18 protein-coding genes are annotated in these 22459 nt (G+C 61.9%); 9 read left to right on the plus strand and 9 right to left on the minus strand.

Annotated features, from left to right (window positions below):
• Positions 1–83 precede the first annotated feature (83 nt).
• The gene (locus HK26_RS08390) at positions 84–2411 is read left to right on the plus strand and encodes a TonB-dependent receptor (RefSeq protein WP_180539448.1); all 2328 of its coding nucleotides are present in this window, start codon (positions 84–86) and stop codon (positions 2409–2411) included.
• A 40-nt stretch (positions 2412–2451) separates the two neighbouring features.
• On the opposite strand, the gene HK26_RS08395 is transcribed toward HK26_RS08390, so the two are convergent.
• Both HK26_RS08395 and HK26_RS08405 read right to left on the minus strand, forming a co-directional pair.
• Entirely contained in the window at positions 2452–3594 is a 1143-nt protein-coding gene (locus HK26_RS08395) for an MFS transporter (protein WP_086639365.1), read from the minus strand.
• 202 nt (positions 3595–3796) lie between these two features.
• Positions 3797–4336, minus strand: coding sequence for a DUF1269 domain-containing protein (locus tag HK26_RS08405; RefSeq protein ID WP_086639367.1), 540 nt, complete (start codon positions 4334–4336; stop codon positions 3797–3799).
• Positions 4337–4537: 201 nt separating this feature from the next.
• Between HK26_RS08405 and HK26_RS08410 the strand changes: the two genes are divergently transcribed.
• Positions 4538–4936, plus strand: a complete 399-nt coding sequence (locus tag HK26_RS08410) for a hypothetical protein (protein WP_086639368.1) — start codon at positions 4538–4540, stop codon at positions 4934–4936.
• 80 nt (positions 4937–5016) lie between these two features.
• On the opposite strand, the gene HK26_RS08415 is transcribed toward HK26_RS08410, so the two are convergent.
• Together HK26_RS08415 and HK26_RS08420 are read right to left on the minus strand one after the other, a co-directional pair.
• Complete coding sequence (locus tag HK26_RS08415) at positions 5017–5613, minus strand: histidine phosphatase family protein (protein WP_086639369.1); 597 nt, start codon at positions 5611–5613, stop codon at positions 5017–5019.
• A gap of 7 nt (positions 5614–5620) precedes the next feature.
• Positions 5621–6553 carry a ribose-phosphate pyrophosphokinase gene (locus tag HK26_RS08420; RefSeq protein ID WP_025828429.1) on the minus strand — a complete coding sequence of 311 codons (933 nt, stop codon included), beginning with the start codon at positions 6551–6553 and terminating at the stop codon, positions 5621–5623.
• A 670-nt stretch (positions 6554–7223) separates the two neighbouring features.
• Between HK26_RS08420 and HK26_RS08430 the strand changes: the two genes are divergently transcribed.
• From HK26_RS08430 to HK26_RS08445, 4 genes are all read left to right on the plus strand, one after another.
• Positions 7224–8687 (plus strand): MATE family efflux transporter, encoded by a 1464-nt coding sequence (locus tag HK26_RS08430; protein ID WP_086639371.1) that lies wholly within the window; start codon positions 7224–7226, stop codon positions 8685–8687.
• A gap of 22 nt (positions 8688–8709) precedes the next feature.
• Positions 8710–8919: a hypothetical protein gene (locus HK26_RS08435; protein ID WP_086639372.1), complete on the plus strand. Its 210-nt coding sequence runs from the start codon at positions 8710–8712 to the stop codon at positions 8917–8919.
• Between the two features lie 9 nt (positions 8920–8928).
• Positions 8929–9507, plus strand: a complete 579-nt coding sequence (locus tag HK26_RS08440; RefSeq protein WP_025828432.1) for a YqaA family protein — start codon at positions 8929–8931, stop codon at positions 9505–9507.
• A gap of 168 nt (positions 9508–9675) precedes the next feature.
• Positions 9676–10683, plus strand: a complete 1008-nt coding sequence (locus tag HK26_RS08445; RefSeq protein WP_086639373.1) for an SDR family oxidoreductase — start codon at positions 9676–9678, stop codon at positions 10681–10683.
• A 79-nt stretch (positions 10684–10762) separates the two neighbouring features.
• Here the strand turns inward: HK26_RS08445 and HK26_RS08450 are convergent, their stop codons facing one another.
• The 3 genes from HK26_RS08450 to HK26_RS08460 form a co-directional block, all read right to left on the minus strand.
• A complete protein-coding gene (locus tag HK26_RS08450; RefSeq protein WP_086639374.1) occupies positions 10763–12637 on the minus strand; it encodes a Hint domain-containing protein in 1875 nt (624 codons plus the stop codon).
• A 119-nt stretch (positions 12638–12756) separates the two neighbouring features.
• The gene (locus HK26_RS08455) at positions 12757–13662 is read right to left on the minus strand and encodes a 4-(cytidine 5'-diphospho)-2-C-methyl-D-erythritol kinase (protein ID WP_086639375.1); all 906 of its coding nucleotides are present in this window, start codon (positions 13660–13662) and stop codon (positions 12757–12759) included.
• Entirely contained in the window at positions 13659–15485 is a 1827-nt protein-coding gene (locus tag HK26_RS08460) for a tetratricopeptide repeat protein (RefSeq protein WP_257640930.1), read from the minus strand. Before HK26_RS08460 ends, HK26_RS08455 begins: the two co-directional genes overlap by 4 nt.
• Positions 15486–15684: 199 nt before the next feature.
• On the opposite strand from HK26_RS08460, the gene HK26_RS08465 reads away from it, so the two are divergent.
• A complete protein-coding gene (locus HK26_RS08465; protein WP_257640931.1) occupies positions 15685–16554 on the plus strand; it encodes a uracil-DNA glycosylase in 870 nt (289 codons plus the stop codon).
• Between the two features lie 211 nt (positions 16555–16765).
• Positions 16766–18706 carry a transglycosylase SLT domain-containing protein gene (locus HK26_RS08470; RefSeq protein ID WP_086639378.1) on the plus strand — a complete coding sequence of 647 codons (1941 nt, stop codon included), beginning with the start codon at positions 16766–16768 and terminating at the stop codon, positions 18704–18706.
• A gap of 221 nt (positions 18707–18927) precedes the next feature.
• Here the strand turns inward: HK26_RS08470 and HK26_RS08475 are convergent, their stop codons facing one another.
• The gene (locus tag HK26_RS08475) at positions 18928–20229 is read right to left on the minus strand and encodes a hemolysin family protein (RefSeq protein WP_086639390.1); all 1302 of its coding nucleotides are present in this window, start codon (positions 20227–20229) and stop codon (positions 18928–18930) included.
• A 257-nt stretch (positions 20230–20486) separates the two neighbouring features.
• Positions 20487–21698 carry an adenosyl-hopene transferase HpnH gene (gene hpnH / locus HK26_RS08480; RefSeq protein ID WP_086639379.1) on the minus strand — a complete coding sequence of 404 codons (1212 nt, stop codon included), beginning with the start codon at positions 21696–21698 and terminating at the stop codon, positions 20487–20489.
• 438 nt (positions 21699–22136) lie between these two features.
• On the opposite strand from hpnH, the gene HK26_RS08485 reads away from it, so the two are divergent.
• On the plus strand, positions 22137–22459 hold a 323-nt coding region (locus HK26_RS08485; protein ID WP_307772209.1), incomplete at its 3' end, for a 1-deoxy-D-xylulose-5-phosphate synthase N-terminal domain-containing protein.

Consider the following 22459-nt stretch of genomic DNA (forward strand, 5'->3'; position numbering starts at 1 on the left):
CATCCAGAATTCGATTGTTATGTTATATTATAACTAATAGCTATGCGGCCTCGGCTCATTCCAACTCAGGCAGCACCTCCCCCATGACCTACCGACCATCCGGCCTTCTCCTTTGCTCCTCTTTTTTGAGCAGCCTGCTGGTAACGGGCCATACGGCAGCAGCACAGACAAACACCAGCACCGCGCAGCAGGTTACGGCTACCAGCACCAGCACCAGCACCAGCACCAGCACCAGCACCAGCACCAGCACCAGCACCAGCACCAGCACCAAGGCCAGCACAAAAAGCCCCGTACGCAAGGGGAGTGAGAGCGTGCAGCTTATCCCCCGCAACACCGAGCATGATGCGGAGCAGGTTATTGTCACCGCGCATCTGGACCGCGCCCGCTCCGAGCTTTCGCCCACCACGGGGGCCAGTGTGTACCGCTTCAGCCGTCAGGCGCTGGAGAACATTCCCGGTGGGGATAATGCCCCGCTTAATCAGGTTCTTTTGCAAGCCCCCGGTGTGGCGCAGGACAGTTACGGGCAGATCCATGTCCGTGGGGACCATAACGAGGTGCAGTTCCGCCTTGATGGCGTGCAATTGCCAGAAGGGCTGAACGTGTTCGGGCAGGCACTGATGACCCGCTTTGCAGACAACATGTCCCTGACCACAGGGGCGCTGCCCAGCCAGTTCGGGTTCCTGCAAGCGGCGGTGGTGGATATTACCACCAAGAACGGCACCACCAATCCGGGCGGCAATCTGTCCTTTTACGGTGGGGCGCGGGATTACTTTTTCCCTTCCCTGCAATATGGTTTTCACAAAGGGAAGTGGGACTTCTTTGCCACGGCAGACTTTGTGCATGACCGGGTGGGGATAGAAAACACCACAGGCTCATTCAATGCCCCGCATGACCTGAGCAACCAGTACCACTTTTTAGGCCACGCCCGTTACACCGTGGACGAGGACACGCGTATCAGCCTGATTGCGGGTATTTCCAACGCGGAATACCAACTGCCCAATAATCCGGGGCAGGACTGGAACAGCAACTACAATCCCCCCGCAGGCACCACCGCCAACAGTGCCAGCCTGAACGAACACCAAAAGCAGATCACGGATTTTGCCGTCCTTGCCCTGCAAAAGGAAATTGGGGCGTTCAGCCTACAGGATTCCGTTTTTACCCGTTACAGCTCCCTGCGCTATTCCCCCGACCTTGCGGGTGATCTGCTCTACCTTGGCAATGCGCAGCAGGCGGCACGCTCCGTTTTTTCCACCGGCACGCAGCATGACGTCACATGGCGTGCGGCACCGCAGCACACCGTACGTTTTGGTTTTCAGCTTTTTGTGGAACGCAATGTTTCCAAAACAACATCCACTGTTTTTTCCAACCAGATTGGAACGGATAGTGAGGACAACCCCATATACGATTCACAAACGGCCACAAAGTATGATGGCAGCGGCAAAACCGGCATGGTTTACGGCCTGTATGCACAGGACGAATGGCAACCCCTGCGCAACCTGACCATAAACTACGGGCTGCGCTTTGATGGTGTGAGCGAATATACATCCGAGCATCAGGTCAGCCCCCGTGTCAACGTGGTCTGGAAGCCGTGGCGTGGCGGCACGCTGCATGCTGGCTATTCGCGCTACTTTACGCCCCCACCGTTTGAGGTTGTCAGCGGGAACTCCCTTTACAGCCTGAACAACACCAGTGGACAGGCCAACAGCACCGACAGCAGCAAAGTACGTGCTGAACGCGACCATTATTTTGATGCAGGCTTTGACCAGACCATTCTGCCCGGCTGGCATGTCTCGTTCGATGCCTATTACAAACTGGCCAAGAACCTGATTGACGAAGGGCAGTTTGGCGCCCCCATTATTATGAGCGGCTTTAACTACCGCCACGGGCAGGTCAACGGGTATGAGGTCAGCACATCCTATGACCGTGGGCCGCTCTCCCTTTACGGCAATTTTGCGTGGTCACGCGCAATCGGTAAGGAAATTACCAGCGCGCAGTTCAACTTTGACTCCACTGAGCTGAGCAAAATAAGCAGCCACTGGGTGCATCTGGACCACGACCAGCGCTGGACCGCATCTGCCGGGGCCGCTTACACGTTCTTCCGCAAAACACGCGCCCCGCTGCGCCTGTCCGCCACCATGGTGTATGGCAGCGGCCTGCGCAAGGATGACGACGCAAACGGCATTCCCAACGGGCTTGCGTTAACGCCTTACGCCACGGTTAATTTTTCCGCCGTGCAGACCATCCACAACACCTTTGGCTCGGCATGGCCGGGGGATACGCAGCTCCGGCTGGATGTGATGAATCTGGGCGACCACACCTACATGCTGCGTGATGGCTCGGGCATTGGCGTTGGCGCACCACAATATGGCCTGCGCCGGACCATTCTGTGCGGGATTTCGCAAGGGTTTTAACAAACCACCGGGCTGGTGGGGGGCGTAGCCCCTGCCAGGCCTACCGGGTCTGTGGGGCGGGCCTTACAACAAACCGTCCAGCCCACAGCACGCCCAGCGCCAGTATGGCAAGGCCCGCGCTCCACGCCAGCACCGCATAAGCACCCGACGCCCCCAGAACAACACCCCCACACAACGCCCCTGCCCCAATACCCGCATTAAAGCCGGTTACGCTAAAGGAGCAGGCGGCCTCGCGCTCATGGGGGGCCAGTTCCATGGCGTAGTTCTGTGGTGCAAGGTTTAAAAGCGCGCTCACAATCCCCCACACCACCATATCCACCCAGACAAGGCCGGGCAGCCACCCTGCTGCGGCCATAACTGCATGGCTGGCCACAAGGGCTGCCGTTGCAACGCCAATCAGGCGGCCAGCCGAGCAGGGCAGACGCCCCCCCACCCAGTTACCGCCAATACCAACCACACCATACACCAGCAGCAGAACGGGAATAAGCTGCCCCGGACTGTGCGCAATACCCTGCAAAAGCGGAATAATATAAGTATAGGCTGTAAAATGCGCGGTAATGACCAGCATTGTCAGCACCGCAATATAGACCAGAACCGGCTGGCGGAGCAGATGCCGGATGTTCATGTGCCTGCGCTGCGCGGGCATGGGGGGCAATAGCACCAGTGCGGCAGCAAACACGCCCAGCGCCCCCGCCCCGCACACGGCAAAAGCCACACGCCAGCCCAGCCAGTGCCCAATGGCGGAAACAAGGGGAATACCCCCGGCAAAGCCCACGGCAACACCGGTAAAAGCCCACCCTGTTGCACGGGCCACGGGTATGTCCGGGGCCAGCCGCACCGCAACACCGGCAATAACGGACCAGAACACGCCATGCCCCAGAGCCAGCAGAATACGCAACACCGCCATAACTGCGTAATTGGTCACAAATGCGCAGGCCACATCCACGCTGCCTGCCAGCAGCAGCAGGCCCGCCACAAGGGTCCGCCGGTCCACGCCGGATGTCAGTAATGTCAGGGGAATCGCACTGAGCGCCACCAGCCATGCATAGCCAGTCACCAGCAGACCTACCTGCGCAGGGGAGACATGCAGGCCCTGAGCAATATCAGTCAGCAGACCAATCGGCATGACTTCGGTCACGAGCCATATGAACGCCCCGACCGAGAGCATGACAAGACGTACCATGAATGTATGACCTGAATATAAAAAAGGAAAAGGCCCCAAGCCCCTACTCTATCAGCCCCACGCGCACAATAACGCGCCGCACCAGCCCATGCCCGCCCGGGCCTGTGCAGCCCCAAACACCCAGACCCGTGCGCCAAAAAAAAGGGGCTGGCGTGCCTGTGCCCGCCAGCCCCTTATGCCGTTTATGTTGGCTGTAACAGATTTACGCGACCGGCTGGGCAGGGGCAGATGTATCACCCAGTGCAGCCTTGAGCCGTGCCTCTGCCTCGGGGGAGAGGGAGGTCTGCAGAATACGGGCATGACCCTTGAACTGTTGCAGGTCGGCCAGAACCTTGTCCGGCTGGGACTTGCGCACCAGCACAAACAGGGCAGACGTGTTGGGGGGAATGGTGTCGCTCAGTTTGGTAATAAACCCGTCATCTATCCCGTAATCGGACATCTTGCCCGCCAGAGCGCCCGCACCGGCCCCCACAGCACTGCCAATGACAAAACCAGCCAGCGGGTTAAGGCACAAGAACCCCACAAGCGCGCCCCAGAGCCCGCCAGAGAACAGCCCCCATGACGCCCCGGCTTTTTCCAGATTGATGCTCTGGTGCAGGTGCGCCTTGCCATTGGCATCACGCGTGACAACAACGGCGTCTTCCATGTCCAGCAGGTATTCCTTCTGGAGTGCGCGGCATTCCGTCAGCACCTTTGCTGCGTCATCAATATGGTCAAAGCCCAGAACGATCAGATCAGACATGGTATTTCCTTACCTGTTGCGCCCGCCCCCACACAGGGGGCTGCGCGTGTACCGCCCATAATGTAGGGGGGCACGCACACCTTTGCCAGAGTGCGCCACACAGGGCTGCCAGATGTTTTTTATTTAATCTGGCGTACGGCAACCCTACCGGCTCATGCGCCGTTGCAAAGGTATCTCCTTTTCCAAAAACAGGGGGCTACCATGACATTCCTTAACTCAGTCACCAATGCCATTACCCATGTGGGGGATTTTATTACCGGAGCCACCTCCGACAAGTCCGGCCTTATGACCGCACTGAACGAGGTACTCGGCCCCATCCCCCGGCCAGACCGGCCCAGCAAGCTGGAAAAACGCGCACAGGCCATGGGCATGATCAGCACCATCCGCCGCTGGCAGAGTGCGCCACACAGCCCACCGGCAACAGAGGCGGAAGTACGCGGGTTCTTTTTACAAGAAGAACTGGACTGGTTTTCCGAACAGACGGGCCTGTCCGATCTGGCGACCATGAAGATGATCCGCAAAATGCTGCCGCAGTGCGTGCGGCTCCGCGCGATCCATGATCCATCCCTGTTCCCGCAGCCACCGACCAATCGGGAATGAGGGGGCAAGGAGCGCCACACGGTGTGGCAGGCCCATAACCACGCCACACCGTTCTAGCGGCATGAGTGTAAAGAGCCGGCTCAGGCTAGTTCGGTCAGGTTCCAGCCAGCCTGCGCGTCATGCACCGCACTGAGCGGTATGGCGTTGGGCAGGCGTACATTGGCAGGCAGCGCCATAACCGCGCGCAAAGCCCGGAACAGCGCACCATGTGCAACCACAAGGGGTAAGCCTTCGTCCGCTGTGGCCCGGTTGAGGGCGCGCGTGGCGCGGCTTTTGAGCACGGCAAACGGCTCGGCACCCGGTGGGGTGTACTGGCCTGCTATCCAGTCATCATACCATGCGGCAATCGGCTGGCCTTCCTGCTCGCCAAAGCAGACTTCGGCCAGGTCCTCGTCCACGCTCAGGGGCAGAATGGGCAGGCCGTAGGCCACCAGCTCGTCACGCACAATGGTGGCGGTCCTGTGGGCGCGCTCAAGCGGGGAGCAGACAATACGGCTGATAGCCCCCTGCCCCGCCCCACGCAGGGCCTGCTCGATAAGCCTGCCAGCTTCTACCGCCTGTTCAATTCCGGTCTCGTTCAGGGGCACATCCGTACGGCCCTGAGACAGGCCAGCCCTGTTCCAGTCCGTTTGACCATGCCGCAGATACCAGTATGGGCGGGTGAGAAGCTGGGTCATGGCGTGCTCAGTCAAACAAAGACGAGACGGAGCTTTCGTCCGCCACGGCACGCATGGCGCGCGCCAGCAGACCGGAGATGGAAATCTGGCGGATATTGCTTGCCGCCATGACCGGGGCCGTGGCCTGAATGCTGTCTGTTAATGTCAGCATTTCAATCGGGGACTCGGCAATACGCGGCACAGCCTGCCCGGTCAGCACACCGTGGGTAACATACGCGCCAACCGAGGCCGCACCCTGATTGGCAATGGCACGCGCCGCGTTGCACAGAGAGCCGCCGCTATCCACAATATCATCCACCAGCAGGCAGTGGCGGCCGCTCACATCCCCGATCACGTTCATGACCTCGGACACGCCAGCGCGTTCACGCCGTTTGTCAATAATCGCCAGATCGGTGTTCAGCCGCTGGGCAAGCTGGCGGGCACGCACAACGCCGCCCACGTCGGGGGAGACAATCATCAGGTCCCTGTCCCCGTACTGGGCGCGGATGTCGCGCACAAACAGGGGGGCTGCGTACAGATTGTCCACCGGAATATCAAAGAAGCCCTGAATCTGCATGGCGTGCAGGTCCAGTGTCAGCACACGGCTGGCTCCGGCTTCCACCAGCAGGTTGGCAACCAGCTTGGCGCTGATGGGGGTCCGTGGCCCGGACTTGCGGTCCTGACGGGCGTAGCCAAAATATGGAATAACCGCAGTAATGCGCTTGGCTGACCCGCGACGCAGGGCGTCCAGCATGATCAGCAGTTCCATCAGGTTGTCATTCGTGGGCGTGCAGGTGCTCTGGATGACAAACACATCCTCGCCACGCACGTTTTCATGAATTTCAACAAACACTTCCATGTCCGCAAAGCGGCGCACGGTTACGTTACACAGGGGCAGGTTCAGCTCTGCGGCAACGGCCTGGGCCAGTGGCAGGTTGCTATTACAGGCGACAATTTTCATGACAAGGACGGTTCCCGGCCTCAACTGTTACACGAATGGGGAGGAAGACTGCAGCGAGGGGGGGTTTAGCAACCACGCGCCGCATTGTCATCCATCCTTGCGCCTGTCGGGTGCGTCTGGTGGGCAGGCGTGTCCTAAAAGCCGCGCATGGGCTGGGGGTGCACCATCCTTAACTTGCGCAAATCCGCCCTTTTCCCTACATGGGGGCGTTAGGGCCAAGCGTAGGCTCACCCTCCCCCCCTTACTGGCGCGGTCGTTGTCAGTAGCCTGCGGGTCTGGGCTCCCCCCCACCTTTTGGCGCAAAACTGCACAGGTGAGGCTGCATACCCGGCTCCATGTGCCCTCTGGCACCCCAGTGCTCCACCACTGCGGAGCGCCCCTGCATGCGCGCCCAAGCGCATGCGTGCTGTGCATTGCTATATAAATAAAAATGCATAACTTGGTCTGGGGTCACGCCCACCCCAGCAGAGCCACCCCATGTCCGCCGCACCACTGCACCGGGCCTGCCTGCGCCGGATAAGCGATGGCACACACCAAAAATCAGCCTTGCCATGCGGTTTAATCCACCCACAGGTTATTCGCAGCGCCGCGAGGACGTGACATACTACCCTGCTCTACACTTTTTTCGTCCCTGCCTTTGCGCGCACGGACAAACCCCAATGGAGCCCGCATGACCCGGCCACCCCCGCCCGGCAGCCGCCATAAAGCCTGTTTTACAACAGGCAGCATCATGCGGCATGTGCTGGTCATGGCCGGAACAGGGGCCATAGGGCTTATGGCCGTATTTGCGGTTGATATGCTCAACATGGTGTATATCAGCCACCTCAACAACACCGCCATGACCGCCGCCATTGGCTTTGCCAGCGCGGTAATCGGGCTACAGATCGCCATTTCCATCGGCCTGACCATTGGCATAAGTGCCGCCACCGCGCGCGAGATCGGGGCCGGACGGCATGAGGAGGCACGCTGCCTTGCCGCCTCCTCCATGCTGGTGATGACCGGGGTAACCGGGGTGCTGGGCCTTGCCACAGCCGCAGGGGCCACCCCCATACTCAGCCTGTTTGGCGCGCAGGGACAAACGCTGACCGAGGCTGTAGCCTACCTGCGCATTCTCAGCGTTGCGCTGCCCCTCATCTGCATTGGTATGGGCTGCTCGGCTCTTATGCGCGTGGTGGGGGACGCCAAGGGCTCCATGCACATTACCCTTATGGGCGCAGTGGTTGCCGCCGTGCTGGACCCGCTGTTTATTTTTGGCCTGCATGAAGGGCTGATGGGGGCTGCCATAAGTGCCACCCTGTCACGCTTCGTGGTGGCGGGTGCCGGGCTGCGCGGCGCACTCCGCCACAGTATGCTGGCCCGCCCCTGCCTGCGCCGCATTATCCCCGATACGCGCCGTGTGGCGGGCATATCGCTCCCCGCCATACTGACCAACCTGGCTACACCCGCGGGGGGTGTGTACGTCACCCGCGCCATGTCCGGCTTTGGGCTGGAGGCGGTGGCGGGGCAGGCCTCCATCGAGCGGATGGTGCCTGTGCTGTTCTCGCTCGTGTTCGCACTGACCGGCTCGGTTGGCCCGATCATGGGGCAGAACGTGGGGGCAGGCCGCCCCGACCGTGTGCGCGAGACACTGACAGCAGCACTCAAGCTGGTTGTGCTCAGTGTGGGGCTGACGTGGGTTTTGCTCTACTTTGCGCAGGACCTGATTATTGCCATGTATAATGCACAGGGCAACGCCGCCGCCCTTTTGCACCTGTTCTGCACATGGACTATTGGCAGCTACCTGTTTGTTGGCATGCTGTTTGTGGCCAATGCCGCGTTCAACAACCTTGGTTTTCCGCTGTATTCCACCGCATTCAACTGGGGGCGGGCCACCTTGGGCACCATCCCGTTCGTGCTGCTGGGCGAACACTATGGCCCGCAGGGTGTGCAGCTTGGTCAGGCCATGGGGGCTGTGCTGTTTGGTACATTTGCAGTCTTGACTGCGTTCCGCGTCACGCGAAAACTCTCTTTTGGTCCCGCGTCGCACCCTCCGATGCCCGACCCGCGCAGCACGCCGGTTTCCGACGTGCCAACCACCAGTGCAGAAGCCGCCATGGCGGAGCTGGACGAGGTGGAAAGTGCCTCCGACCTTTAACCGAGGGAACAGGAATACGCACATGTCCAGACTGAGCACAGCCGAACGCAACGCCCTGCCAGACAGCGCCTTTGCCCTGCCCGGCCGCCGCTACCCCATACCAGACGCCACCCATGCACGTGACGCGCTTGCCCGCGCGAGTGAAATGTTGCATCGGGGCAACCTGACACAGGCCGAATACGACCTGATCCACCGCAAGGCCGAAGACGTGCTGCGCCAAGAACGACTGTAACGGACCTGAATGCTCGATAAACTCTACGCCCGCGTTCTACGGCATGCCGCCAGCCCCCACGCGCCCTTATGGCTGGCGGCACTTGCCTTTGCAGAGGCCAGCTTCTTCCCTCTCCCGCCCGAAACACTGCTTGTTCCCATGGTACTGGCCCACAAGGACAGGGCATGGCGCTACGCGGCCATCTGCACCGTGGCCAGCGTGGCAGGCGGCCTGCTGGGCTGGCTGATTGGTGCCATGCTGCTGGATACTGTGGCAAAGCCCATTGTACATTTTTACCATGCCGAACACACACTGGCCGCCTTGCAGGACAAGTTCCGCCAGTGGGGGGTATGGATCATCCTGTTCAAGGGGCTGACCCCCATCCCCTACAAATTTGTGACCATTGCCAGTGGCATGGCCCATTTTGCCATCCTCCCCTTCCTCTGCGCGAGCTTTGTCACACGTGGGCTGCGCTTTGTGCTGGTGGCGGGCCTGCTGCGCCGCTTTGGCGCAACCGTGCAGGACTTTCTGGAGCACCGGCTGCCTTTGGTGACAGGCGTGTTTGCGGTGCTCCTGCTCGGTGGCTTTCTGGCACTGCGCTACCTGTAACGGCCATATGGGGCAGGCAGGGCCATAACACAGCATACCGGCGCGCACAGGGCAGCTACCGCACAGCCCCGCCTTGCGCGCCACCCCCTGCTCACGCAGGTAGGGGCAGGCTTAGTTTTTACCACGCACTCACACCACCAGACATCCACGCGGGAGGCACAACAGGCTATGGCAACTCAGATTGCGGTCATTACGGGAGCAGGCTCGGGCATTGGCCGGGCAGCAGCACGGGCACTGGGGCGCGCAGGGTTTGACGTGGCCCTGCTTGGGCGGGATGAGGAGCGCCTGCACGCCACCGCGCACAATCTGGCCCAGCACGCCATACGCACTTTTGTGCTCAGTGTGGACGTAACCGACGCACAGGCCATGCAGGACGCTGCCCAGCAGATTGAAAACACACTTGGCCCCATTTCCGTCTGGGCCAACTGCGCGGGGGCAACGGTTGTCGGGCAGGTTGCCGCCTTGAACGCGCAGGACATCGCACGCGCAACGCAGGTCACCTACCTTGGCAGCGTTAACGGCACACTGGCCGCACTCAACGTCATGCGCCGCAGGGGACAGGGTGCGATCATCAACCTTGATCTGGCCCCCACCCTGCGGGACCTGCCCCTACAGGCAGCCGAAAACGGCTCCCGCGCGGCGCTGCGCGGCTTCTGCAACAGCCTGCGTACTGAACTGCGGCATGATGCGGACCATATTCGCATTGTTATGGTGGACCTGCCCGCCATCAACACCCCGCATTATAGCTGGACACGCAACCTGACCGGCAAGCGGCTTAAACCCTTTGGCCCGGTGTATGAGCCAGAGGTCGCGGCAGAGGCTATCTGCCGTGCAGCCTTTACCACCAGCCGCTCGATCTCCATTGGCTGGGCCAACAGCTTTGCCGCCCTATGGCGCTTTGCAGGCCCCGGCTGCCGCGAAGCACGGCTGGCAAGCCACGGCTACAAGGCCCAGATGAGCCATGACTGGGCAGAAGGCCCCCAGCCGGATGCGCTCTACACCGCCGTGCCCGGTGCCTATGGCTCGGAAGGCCCGTTTGAGGCCAAAGCCCGCAGGCTGAACAGCCCGCTGACGGTTTTTATCTCCTCCGGCCTGCGGGCCAGCCTGTTTGGCGCACTGGCCGCCATGGGGGTAAGTGCAGCACTCAACCACATCCGCCGCTGCCGCAGAACCTGACCCTGCCTGAGCTAAAAGCGCACACCCCAACGGGCAGCCCCTTTTCAACCAAGGCAGAGAGGTGGCCGCCCCATACCGCTCAGGCGTGGAGCCTGTGGGGGGTAGCCTCCACAGTTGGGGCCACGGCAAAAGGTCCCGCCGCACGGACCTGAATGGTCAACAGCCCCATCTGCCCTTCCCGCATCCCGCACAGCGGCAGTTCCGCGTGGCCCGATGTCCAGCGGCTCAGACCGTCAGCCTCCACCGCATGCCAGCCAGCCCACCCGGCGCCTTCTGGCCGCAGGTGGCGGGTCTGCGCCACATGGCGGCCACCGCTGAACAGGATAATCCCGCCAACGGCAACCCCTAGCGTGCGCCGGTCATCCATATAGGAGCCAAGCACCACCGAAGGCTGGCTGGTGCGGGAGGCGAGAAACACTTTTTCCACCCCTGCGGGCAGCATGAAAAAGCACCTGTCTCCATCACGCCGCAGCAGGCGGATGCGTTGCCCTTTATCCGTAATCAGCAGCAGGTTGGGGTCCATCACCAGTTCTGGTGCGCAGGCCACCGGCCTGCTCCCCGGTATGCTGGCCCCACGCACACGCAACTGCTCAAAAATGGCGGCAAGCTGCGCACGTGCGCGCAGCGGCTGGGGCAGCGCGGCCTTGTCCCGCACATGGGGGCTGGTCTGGCCCAGCCGCACCACAGCGCCACCGCACATGTGCCCATGCCCCGCCCCCCGTGCCAGATAAAACTCCGTGGGTACGCCCTCTGCTACAAGAACAGCATGGGTTTGGGTTTGCATACGTGTGTAGTCATAGGACGTAATACTGTGGTCATAAAAAATACTGCACCCATTCACCAGCATACGCACGGCTATGAACTGCCCGTTATACAGCACACTGTGGTGGGGGGTCAGCAGCAGGTCACGCTCTGGCCTGTTTGGCCCCAGCGCGTGCCTTAAAACACGGATGGGGTAGCCTGCCTCCTCCTCATCCATATCTGGGCGCACCTGCACATGCCCCCGCTCGGCCCACATCAGGCGTTGCGTGGTTGTGCCGTCCGTACCCCACACATCCACCAGACTGCCTGTGTGGAGCATGTCCTGCGCCGTAATGGTGCTGGCGGTGTGGATGTGCGTGCCCTCAATAACACAGGCCACTGTCCGGGCCTGTGCCGGGTCGGTGGCGATGCGGAGCGGGTGTGCGGCATCCGCCACGCAGTAATCCCCCGCCTCCAGCACGGCCCCTCTGGCCAGTTCTACCGTAAAGCGCCCGACCTCCTGCTGGTTATGGCCATACAGGACAATGCTCCGGCTCTGCCTGTCCGCACTGACATGGTACGCCACAACAGGCTGGCTGCTCTGGTGGACCTCGATCATGGCGTGCGCGGGGTTGTAATCCACAAAGCGCGTGCCAGACAGGTCAAAGGGGGCGTGGCCCGCGTTCAGCACCAGAGTGCCGCCCCCCTGCCCAAAGCGTACCGTGGCGCCGCACAACACATCGGGCTGGGCCGTACCGCAGGTAAACAGCCCCCCATAGGCAAGGCCCAGTTCCATGCCGTCCAGCGTGGCCCCCGGCTCCATGGGGGCAAACATGGCGCAGCCCCCCATGACCTGCACCAACAGGCCTGCGGGCGCGCCCAGCGCCACCCGCAGCAGGGCATTACCGCCAATATAGAACGCGCCACCCAAGGGCGCATGCCCCGTGGCAGGGCCTATACCAAAAGTTGCGTAAACACCGGGGGGCACAATATACGTCCCGCCCGCAGGGGCGGCACAAGGGGCCGCCTGCGGCCCAAGCAGCACATTGCCGTTGGTTGGACCGCCAAAAATGGCCGGGTGAATAACCCCGGCGTAAAGCAGCACCCCATCGGGGCCGGTCATGGTCACGCTATACCCGTCGCGCACCCCATAAAAACCCTGATGGTCGGTAACCGCGCAGGTAACACCGTGCGTGTTGACATAATTCGCCATGGCCCGCCCTCCCCTTGAAACACCTGTTGAGGATTAAGGCTTAGTGAGCGAATTATAAAAAACAGTTAATGTTTTTTCGCACTTTATGCACGTTGACGATAAATTAACTCAAAAACGACCTATACCAGCCCGCCACCCCAGACCCACCATGCGGAATGGGCGTCTTCCAGCCGGTCTGCCGCCTGCCGCGCAGCCTGTGGTGTGGCAAACAGACCAAAACAGGTAGCACCTGAGCCGCTCATCCGCGCCATAAGGCAGCCTTCCTGCCCGCCAATATCGGCCAGCACATGGGCAACCGGGGGGCAGACTTCGCAGGCAGCCTGCTCCAGACTGTTCCCCTGCTGCTCAATAAACGCCATGACGTCTGCAAGGTTCGCCCAGCTTTGCGGCATGGTGGCGCGTGGGGCAAAAGCGCCTGCCCTGCGGCGGAACACCTCTGGCGTAGAGACAGCCTGCCCGCAGTTGACCAGCACCATCCCACATTCGGGCAGATGGGGAGCGGGGGTCAGTTCCTCGCCGATTCCTTCCATCCGCATGGTCTGGCTGAGCAGGCAGACCGGCACATCCGCCCCCAGAGTCTGGGCCAGCGCCAGCAGGTCTGCCCGGCTGGCCTGCACGTTCCATGCCCGGTCCAGCAGACGCAGGGCGGCGGCGGCATCTGCCGAGCCCCCCCCGATACCCGAGGCCACGGGCAGTTTTTTTTCCAGCACCAGCGTGCCGCCCTGCACATGGGCCTGTGCGCCACCCAGTGCCTGCAGCGCCTGCGCCGCCCTGATGACAAGGTTGTCAGCCCCCGCGGCCGATGCGTCCAGCACGCGGCCAAAGCGGCCGGTAATGTGCAGGTGCAGGGGTTCGGGGCCGGGCTGGTAATGCAGCACGTCCCCCGCCCCAGCAAACACGACCAGACTGTCCAGCAGATGGTACCCATCGGCCCGGCGGCCTGTTACATGCAGGTACAGGTTGACCTTGGCGGGAGCGGCCTCTGTAAAAGCAAAGGTGGAAACATCCAGTGCGGCTACGGTCACGGCGTGTGTTTTCCTTGTTCCTGAACGGGTTGGGCGGAAGCCGGGGCAGAGGCTGGTGCTGCCGCAGGCTGTTCGCCCGCAGGGGTAGCAGGCACACCTGCTTTTTGCAGCGCCGCGCGGATAAGGGCCTCATCCGCAGCACTCGGGTGCAGGCCCAGCGCCACATTCCACTGGTCCACGGCCTCGGCCTTGCGCCCCATGCGCCAATAGGCCTCGCCCAGATGGTAATTGACCTCGGGGTCTTCGGGCGTTTGCTCGGCTGCTTTTTCCAGCAGGGGAATACCGCCTGCAAGGTCGCCGCGCTCCACGCGCACCCAGCCCAGACTGTCTGTTATGGCGGCATCATGCACGTCCAGCTCATGGGCCTTGCGCAGAAGTTTTTCCGCCTCTGCCAGGTCCTCATGCTGCTCAACCATGCCGTAGCCCAGAAAATTGAGCAAAAGCGGCTCATCAGGCGCGTACGCCAGAGCCGCGCGGGTGTCTGCCTTGGCCGCAGCCCAGTCGCCCGCCTCGTGGTAGGCCATGCCGCGCAGGAACAGGAGCGTCCAGTCCGGCATTTTTTGCGCGTTGGCCAGATCAATCGCACGGGTATAGGCGGCTATGGCACCTTTCCAGTCTTTGGTCTGGCTGAGTGCGGTACCCAGCGCACGCTCTATAACAATCCGCCCCGGCGCCTGCTCGGACAGATGGCGCAGTAAGGGAATGGCCTCTTCAGGGTGGTCGTTGGTGGTCTCCAGCACCGCAAGGCGGAGCGTGGCCACAATGGCCAGCGGGTCCTGCGGGGGCACATGGGCCAGCGTTTCCCGCGCGGCGGTAAAATGCTGCTCGTTATCCTGAATTTCGGCCAGCATCAGGCGTGCATCCACCAGCGTGGGGTCCATGCCCAGCGCAAAGCCCAACATAAGGCGTGCGGCCTCGTTGATCTGGAACAGGTTAAGCGCCGCGCTCTCACCCTCCGCCCCCTGCTCACGCGCCTGCTGGCGGAGCAAAAAGGCGCTCAGCACGTAGGCGTGGGCAATACCCTCGCGCATGGAGGTAACCGGGTAGTGGCCAATATTGGCCTGTAGCGCCGGACCTGCCAGCCCCAGAATACTATCCGCCCCCACCAGCTTGCGGATAAGGGCGCGCGCCTTGTCCTGCTGGCCATGGTTCCACAGCCATGCGGCCTGAGAGCGGGCAAGGAGCATGTCCTCCCCCGGCATGATCTTCTGCGCCCGTTCAAACAGGGCTTCCGCCCGCTCGGACTGCCCTGCCACCTGTGCGATAATCCCGGCATGCAGGGTATAAAACGGCAGCAGCAGGGAGGTCTGCGGGTGTAACAGGCTCTCTATCGCGGCATCGGCATGCCCCTGCGCCTGCTCGCACCAGGCCAGCAGCAATGGCAGGATCAGGTGGGTCATGGGGTCCTCGCCCGCACGGCGATAATACTGCGCGGCATCGGCCCATGCGCCACGGACTGCGGCGTCATTGCCCAGAACAAGGGCAGAGACCACGCTCCGGTCCTGTGGCGTTTTTTCTACCAGATGCGCCAGTTCCACAGCCTGCGGGTCACCCGCCATGACGTTGCGCACAAACGCCTGCCGCAACAGCTCTGTATTGGCGGGGTCTGCCTGCAAGGCGGTGCGGAAGGCCTGAGCGGCCTGTGTGTCATCCCCCATCCGCACGGCAACAATGCCGCGCAGATAAGCTTCCGAATCGATATGTCTGCTCCCGGTCGGCTCCACAGGCCCATCTTTATGGAGCGGGCCATGGCCGGGTTCGGGTACGGCTGCCAATGCGGGGGATACCAGCATTGTAGCACTGAGCAGGAAAACCGTAGGCATAAGGCGACAAAACAGCATAAGAACCCTATTCAAGCTGAGGCGGCAGCACCGGGTTGCCGCAGCATCCGCCCCACACCTGCCAGCGTGGCAAGGAGGAACGACATGAACGGCTGGCTTTTCTCTACCGCGCTCATGCCAAACCACCAAACCGTTCACGCCATATTCTGCTCTGACCCGTGGTTGTGCTAGGGGTAGAATAATGCACGACGCCCTCTCCCTCCTCCGCCTCTATACCGAATGGGGGGTGGACACCGCCGTGACCGACCACGCCACGGACCACCGCCAGAGCGGGGCCGGGGCTTTCCGTCTGCCTCCGGCACACGCACCACGTACCCCCGCGCCCCAGCCTGCCCGCACAGCCGCAGGAGCCGCTGGTTCCACCGCAGCAGGCCGCACGGGTGCGCCCATACCCCCCACCCCAGTACCACCCACCACACAGGGGGATGGGGCGGCACTGCCCAGTCTGGGCGAGTCCATAGAGCTTGCCCGGCAGGCCGCGGCACAGGCCACAACGCTCGATGCCCTGCGCCATGCCATGGAACAGTTTGGGGCGTGCTCCCTGCGCGGCACCGCCATGCACACGCTTGTCCCCTCCGGCCCGCCCAACGCCCCGCTCATGCTGATTGGCGAAGCCCCGGACGCGGACGAGGACCGGAGCGGCCTTGTTTTTTCGGGCCTGTGCGGCACCCTGCTTGATACCCTGCTGGCCCCCCTCCCGCTTGAGCGCGACCAGTTGGCCCTTGCCACCGCCCTGCCGTGGCGTCCGCCGGGGGGCCGCCCCCCATCGGATGCAGAGCAGCGGATCTGCCTGCCCTTCCTCCAGCGTGCAATGACCCTGCTGGCCCCCCGCCGCCTTGTGCTGTGTGGCCGCCTGCCCACAACCATGCTGCTTGGCGCAAGCACCACACCCCCACGGCGCGACTGGGCAGTGCTGGAGCTACCCGGCCACGGGTCCATCCCCGTAATTGCCATGCGCCACCCGCTCCAGCTCCGCGCCTCCCCCACCGCGCGGCGGGAGATATGGCAAACGCTGATGATGGTGATGAAAACACTGCGTGACACCCCCTAAAGCAACCATGACCATGCCTGTAATATCGCCTTGTCCGTCACAAAGAATTACAGCATGAAATAACGCCAGATACCTTTGAAAAACAAAGAACTTCATAAGCAGAAACAAACGCGTTACGCCAAAGCACACAACGGTTTCTAAAACCCGCGCACCAATGTTTACACAGAGTAAACTTGCTTTTTGCGCACAAAACGCCTAGACCCCGCCAGCCATGCGAGCGATAGGTCAAATTCCTCATCAGATCGCGGCAAAAGCCTTTTTGGCTGGAGCCGCTCTTTTGGCCAGCGCTTCCGTCAACACGACGAGAGCCCATGCCAGCTCCCCGGACCACGGGGCGGAACCGCACAGCGAAGAGCTGGCGATGGTTCTGCCACGCCGGGCTTTTCCAGAAGGGGATGATCTTGCCCTGCCCAAACCACTTCCACCGGACGTAGCGACCAATATCCGCGCCGTTTTCCGCCTTCAGCGCATGGGCGCGTTTGCCGAGGCAATCAGCAGCACCACGCATCTGACGGACTCTGTCCTGCTGGGCGAGGTGGAGGCAAACCGCTACCTCAACCCAAGCTACCACCCCAGTGCGACCGAGCTGCGCAACTGGCTCAAGCAATACACCTCCTACGCGGATGCACCCGCTGTATGGGCCCGCCTTGCGGCCCTGCCCGAGCGCGGTGGCCCCATGCCTGTGGCCCCGTCCACCGAGCATCTGGCACCCGCCCATGCGGCACTGGCTGCGGGGCCGTTGCAGGAGTTCACCCGTAACCCCCTGCTTGACCGCACCTTGCGTGAGCGGACCAGCGCGGGGCTGAAAGGTGTGCACAGCGCTCTGCACCTGATCAGCATTACACCGGGCATGACCCCCGCCTACGCTGCCCAGCTTCAGGCAGAAACGGCACAGGCCATGCTGGCCTCGGGCGAGGTCGACCTTGCGCTGGACATCAGCCGCACGGCCAACACTGTCTCCCACGGGCGTAATGCGCTGGCAGGCTATGTGACCGGGCTGGCCCTGTGGCAAAAAGCCGCCTACGCCGAGGCCACGCCGTTTTTTGAGCGCGCCTCCCACGCGCCACGGGCCACGCCGGATATGCGCGCCGCAGCCGCCTTCTGGGCCGCCCGCACGCATGAAAAAGCCAGCAATGCCCGCAGCCAGCACCTATGGCTCCAGCATGCTGCAACCTTCCCCCGCACATTCTACGGGCTGCTGGCCAGCACCATGCTGCGCAATGCCGCCACACCCCACAAACTGAGCGAACGCCACGGTCTGGCAAGTTTTGCACAGCTTGAAAGTGCTGCGGCCACCACCAGCCAGAGCGCTGCCTCAGCCCCGGTGCTGACGGAAATTGATATTGAAGCCGTGGGCAATACCGAGGTCGGCCACCGCGTGTTTGCCCTGCTACAGGTTGGCGAGCAGGACATAGCGGAAAACGCCATGCGTCGCGCATGGCCCGCCCTGCATGACGTCGCACTGGCCCGCTCCTTCCAGCTTGTGGCCGATGCCGCAGGGCTGCATGACCTTGCGCGTGAGATGGAGGAGTCCCTGCACAGTCAGGCCACCAACGCGCAAACCATGGACGATGCCCCCCTGCCCCAGCTGCGCCCACGCAACGGTTTTACCATGGACCCTGCACTGGTTTACGCACTGGCACGGGTGGAATCCAACTTTGACGCCCACGCCGTATCGGGCGCAGGCGCACATGGGCTGATGCAGATCCGCCCCATTACCGCCGACTTTGTAACCAGCGCATCGGCCACCACGCCCAACCACCGTTTTGAGCGTGCCGCCTCCGCCCTGCATGACCCCAGCCTTAATCTGGAAATCGGGCAGCGCTACGTGCAGTATCTGGCCAAGCGCACCCAGCAGGCCAACCATACCGAAGCACGCGGCGGGGACATGATCCGCCTGCTGGCCAGCTACAACGCAGGCCCCAATGCACTGGCGCACTGGGAAAACATGGCCGCCTCCTCCGACGACCCGCTCCTGTTCATGGAGCTGCTGCCTAATCAGGAAACCCGGAACTACGTCCACCGGACCCTGACCTACCTGTGGCGCTACGCTGCCAAAATGAAGCTGCCAGCCCCATCACTGAGCGCTCTGGCACACGGCACATGGCCCGACTTTGCGGATGAAACCGCACTGGCCCGTACCCTGCACTAACCCCACACCCCACCACCGGCCCGCAGGGGCCATAGGGGCACTGGCGCCACACCCATCATGTGGCGGGGGTGCCTGACGACCTGACAAGCCCATACGACAAAGGGGCGCGGCCAATGCCAGCGCCCCTTTGTCGTATGCTCCCCACTACTCTGGCAGCCACCCCGCAATGCCGCACAACCTTGCGGCTGCGCGGGCATACGGGCCAGCAGGGTAATGTGGCCTCAGTTCTCCGCCAGTGCCTGACGGCTGGCCCGCACGCGGGCCACGCGGCGGCCCTCTACCTCCAGCACCTCAAACAGCCAGCCATCGTAGGCGACCTTGTCCCCCACAGCGGGAACACGCCGCAGCAGGGCCAGCAGCAGCCCCCCCAGCGTATGGTAACTGCCCTCCTGCGGCAGGGAGCGCAGGCCCAGCATGTCCTTGATCTCGTCCACCGATGCGGTGCCTTCCAGAGCAATCACCGCATCCGGGGCGGGAATGTTGGCGGCATGGTGGCTGGACTGGGGCTGCTCGTGCGAGGTTTCCCCCACAATGGCGTCAAACAGGTCGGCAGGGGTGACCACCCCTTCAAACGCCCCGTATTCATCCAGCACAAAGGCCATGCCCAGACTGATGCTGCGCATACGCTCCAGCATATCGAGTGCTGAAATACTGTCTGGCACCACCACCATGGGGCGCATCCCTGCCTCTATGGAGACGGGCATACCCTCCAGCACGCGGTCCAGCATGTCCTTGGCCAGAATAACCCCCACGGGGTTGTCCACCCCGCCCTCGCACACCACAATGCGGGCGTAGCTGGTCTGCTTGAGCAGTTGCACCAGTGCCTCGCGCCCGGCGTGGCGGTCTATCCAGCACAGCTCATTCCGCGGGGTCATAATCGCGCGGACAGGCCGGTCCGCCAGCCGCAGGAGCCGCTCGATCATGCTGCGCTCCTCATGCTCCAGCACGCCCAGACGAGCACCCTCGGCAATGTAGGCCTTGAGTTCTTCTTCCGTCAGGTTCTGGTTGACCGCATCACTCGCCCCCATCAGGCGCAGAACCATGTTGGAGGAAGCCCGCAGGAGCAGGACCACAGGCCCGGTCACCCTGGCCAGAAGCTCCAGCGGCATGGCCAGACGGGCTGCCATTTTTTCCGGCTCACGCAGGGCAAGCTGCTTGGGCACCAGCTCCCCCAGCACCAGCATGATGGCGGTAATGAACACCACCACAACCACCATGGAAAGCTGCGAGGCAAAAGGCCGGAGAACGGCAAAGCGCTCCAGAATGGGGGTCAGATGCGCCTCAATCTGCACCCCGCCAAACGTGCCTTCCAAAATGGAGACCAGCGTCATGCCCACCTGCACCGTGGGCAGGAAAATCTGCGGGTCCTCGGCCAGCCGCATGGCCCGCTCGGCCCCACGCACGCCGTTTTCCTGCAACTGCGCCAGACGCGGCTTGCGCACGGAGATCAACGCCAGTTCGCCCATGGCAAACACGGCATTGAGGAAAACCAGAAAGAAAATGACAAGAATGGAAAGTGCCATGGATAAAACCAACACGCCTTTATGCTGTAGCGGGCTTTGCGCAACAAATGCCCCTGCCGCACACGATAAGGGATGATCCAGCCCGAGACCAGCACCGAACATGCGACCCACCCCACCTGTCAGGCCCATGCAGGGGGTGTATGCCTGACCATCGGATAAAGCGGACCAAATCAGTATTCTTTTTACGGCAGGCACAAAAAAACGGCTCCCGAGGGAGCCGTTCTTTGTCATGCATAACCGATTCGCTCTGGGCGGGATCAGTCTGCCGCAGTGCTCTGTTCTGCTTCAACAGGCTTTGGGGCCTCGTCATTCGCACCTTCAGTACGCACGACCTTGACGCGGGGAGCCTTGGCAGGCTTGCGCGCAGCAATAGCCTCCATCTGCTCTTCCACCTGTTTGGAGAACACGTACTGGGCAGGCCGCTGGTTAGCCAGAGAGATTTCCGGCACCATCGGCTTTTCGGTTTCCGGCCCGAACAGCGCCACCTTGGCAATGTGCCACGGACGGCGGACAGCATCCATCACGGCGGTGGATTCATAGCCGGAGTGGACCATGCAGTCGGCGCATTTTTCGTAGTTGCCGGTGCCGTAGTCATCCCACTTGGTGTCTTCCATCAGCTCACGAAAGGACTTGGCGTAGCCTTCGCCCAGCAGGTAGCACGGGCGCTGCCAGCCAAACACGTTGCGCAGGGGCTTGCCCCACGGCGTGCAGTGGTACTGCTCGTTACCAGCAAGGAAGTTGAGGAAGAGCGGAGACTGCGTAAAACGCCATTTTTTGCCCTTACCCAGACGGAATACGTCGCGGAAGAGCTGCTTGGTCTTCTGGCGGTTGAGGAAGTGCGCCTGATCGGGGGCACGCTCATAGGCATAGCCCGGTGCGGTCATGATCCCGTCCACGCCCATAGCCATGACTTCATCAAAGAAGTTGGCCATACGCTGGGGGTCTGCCCCGTCAAACACGGTGCAGTTGATGGACACGCGGAAGCCGCGCGCCTTGGCCTTTTTAATGGCCGCAACAGCCCGCTCGTACACCCCGTCCTGGCAGACGGAGGCATCGTGCATGGTTTTGTCACCATCCAGATGCACATCCCATGAGAAGAAGGGAGATGGCTCGTAGTCATCCATCTTCTTTTCAAGCAGCAGGGCGTTTGTGCACAGATAGACGTATTTTTTACGTGCGATCAGCCCACGGATAATTTCCGGCATTTCCTTGTGCAGCAGCGGTTCCCCGCCTGCTACGGCAATGACGGGCGCGCCTGCTTCCGCATCTGCGTCCAGACATTCCTGCACGGTCATGCGCTGGTTGAGAATAGCCGCCGGGTAATCGATTTTTCCGCAGCCTGCACAGGCCAGATTGCAGCGAAAAAGCGGCTCAAGCATGAGCACCAGCGGGTAGCGCTTGCGCCCCGTAATATGCTGTTTGACAACGTAACTGCCGACCCTGACGGCCTGCATTATCGGTACGGCCATAAACCCCCGCTTCGGCGCATCCACTTAACGCCCGTATCGTGACTGGTAGTAAGGACAAGTCAGTATTGAGTATGTCCATTCAAGCGCGCGACCAGACCTGTAACCGGCTTGGCCTGCTACTCCACCAGTGGACTGTTTTCAGGAGCAGCAGGCGCGGAACGGGTAGTGCCACGCGTGCATGAGGTATTCGCCTGCATATAGGTGGCCTTGTTTGTCAAGCTCAAGTCTTTTTCAACACCCGTTGCAAAAAGGACACAGTCGGCAGTGACTTTTGTTTCCGTGCTTGCGTTCTTTCACAAAACATTAAACCAAACCCCATTGGTTCGCGATGTCTGTCGGCATGTTAACGCGATGTAAGGCACGCCGGGGAGCGCCACACACTGCCTTTAAGGGGCGGTTGTGCGCCGTTTCACGCTAAAAGAAGATGGAAACAATCGCATGGACAGTTCTAAAAACCAGAACACCGCGTCACCGATTCCCACTCTTGGCCGTTTTCCGGCACTGGACCGCGTCCGTGTTCCTGCGGACCTGCGCAACCTCTCTGTTGAGCAGCTCAAACAGCTTGCGGATGAACTGCGGGCCGAGACTGTGGATGCGGTTTCCACCACGGGTGGGCATCTTGGGGCGTCCCTTGGCGTTGTGGAGCTGACCGTGGCCCTGCACGCGGTGTTCGATACCCCCGATGACCGGGTGATCTGGGATGTGGGCCATCAGGCCTACCCGCACAAAATTCTTACGGGGCGGCGCGAGCGCATCCGCAC

The sequence above is a fragment of the Acetobacter okinawensis genome, assembly GCF_002153655.1.
GTDB lineage: Bacteria > Pseudomonadota > Alphaproteobacteria > Acetobacterales > Acetobacteraceae > Acetobacter > Acetobacter okinawensis_A.

What these genes read in the sequence shown, in the direction of transcription:
- HK26_RS08390 (WP_180539448.1), top strand. Translation starts at nt 84, where the DNA reads ATGACCTACCGACCATCCGGCCTTCTCCTTTGCTCCTCTTTTTTGAGC.
- HK26_RS08395 (WP_086639365.1), bottom strand. Translation starts at nt 3,594, where the DNA reads ATGGTACGTCTTGTCATGCTCTCGGTCGGGGCGTTCATATGGCTCGTG.
- HK26_RS08405 (WP_086639367.1), bottom strand. Translation starts at nt 4,336, where the DNA reads ATGTCTGATCTGATCGTTCTGGGCTTTGACCATATTGATGACGCAGCA.
- HK26_RS08410 (WP_086639368.1), top strand. Translation starts at nt 4,538, where the DNA reads ATGACATTCCTTAACTCAGTCACCAATGCCATTACCCATGTGGGGGAT.
- HK26_RS08415 (WP_086639369.1), bottom strand. Translation starts at nt 5,613, where the DNA reads ATGACCCAGCTTCTCACCCGCCCATACTGGTATCTGCGGCATGGTCAA.
- HK26_RS08420 (WP_025828429.1), bottom strand. Translation starts at nt 6,553, where the DNA reads ATGAAAATTGTCGCCTGTAATAGCAACCTGCCACTGGCCCAGGCCGTT.
- HK26_RS08430 (WP_086639371.1), top strand. Translation starts at nt 7,224, where the DNA reads ATGACCCGGCCACCCCCGCCCGGCAGCCGCCATAAAGCCTGTTTTACA.
- HK26_RS08435 (WP_086639372.1), top strand. Translation starts at nt 8,710, where the DNA reads ATGTCCAGACTGAGCACAGCCGAACGCAACGCCCTGCCAGACAGCGCC.
- HK26_RS08440 (WP_025828432.1), top strand. Translation starts at nt 8,929, where the DNA reads ATGCTCGATAAACTCTACGCCCGCGTTCTACGGCATGCCGCCAGCCCC.
- HK26_RS08445 (WP_086639373.1), top strand. Translation starts at nt 9,676, where the DNA reads ATGGCAACTCAGATTGCGGTCATTACGGGAGCAGGCTCGGGCATTGGC.
- HK26_RS08450 (WP_086639374.1), bottom strand. Translation starts at nt 12,637, where the DNA reads ATGGCGAATTATGTCAACACGCACGGTGTTACCTGCGCGGTTACCGAC.
- HK26_RS08460 (WP_257640930.1), bottom strand. Translation starts at nt 15,485, where the DNA reads ATGCCTACGGTTTTCCTGCTCAGTGCTACAATGCTGGTATCCCCCGCA.
- HK26_RS08465 (WP_257640931.1), top strand. Translation starts at nt 15,685, where the DNA reads ATGCACGACGCCCTCTCCCTCCTCCGCCTCTATACCGAATGGGGGGTG.
- HK26_RS08470 (WP_086639378.1), top strand. Translation starts at nt 16,766, where the DNA reads ATGCGAGCGATAGGTCAAATTCCTCATCAGATCGCGGCAAAAGCCTTT.
- HK26_RS08475 (WP_086639390.1), bottom strand. Translation starts at nt 20,229, where the DNA reads ATGGCACTTTCCATTCTTGTCATTTTCTTTCTGGTTTTCCTCAATGCC.
- hpnH (WP_086639379.1), bottom strand. Translation starts at nt 21,698, where the DNA reads ATGGCCGTACCGATAATGCAGGCCGTCAGGGTCGGCAGTTACGTTGTC.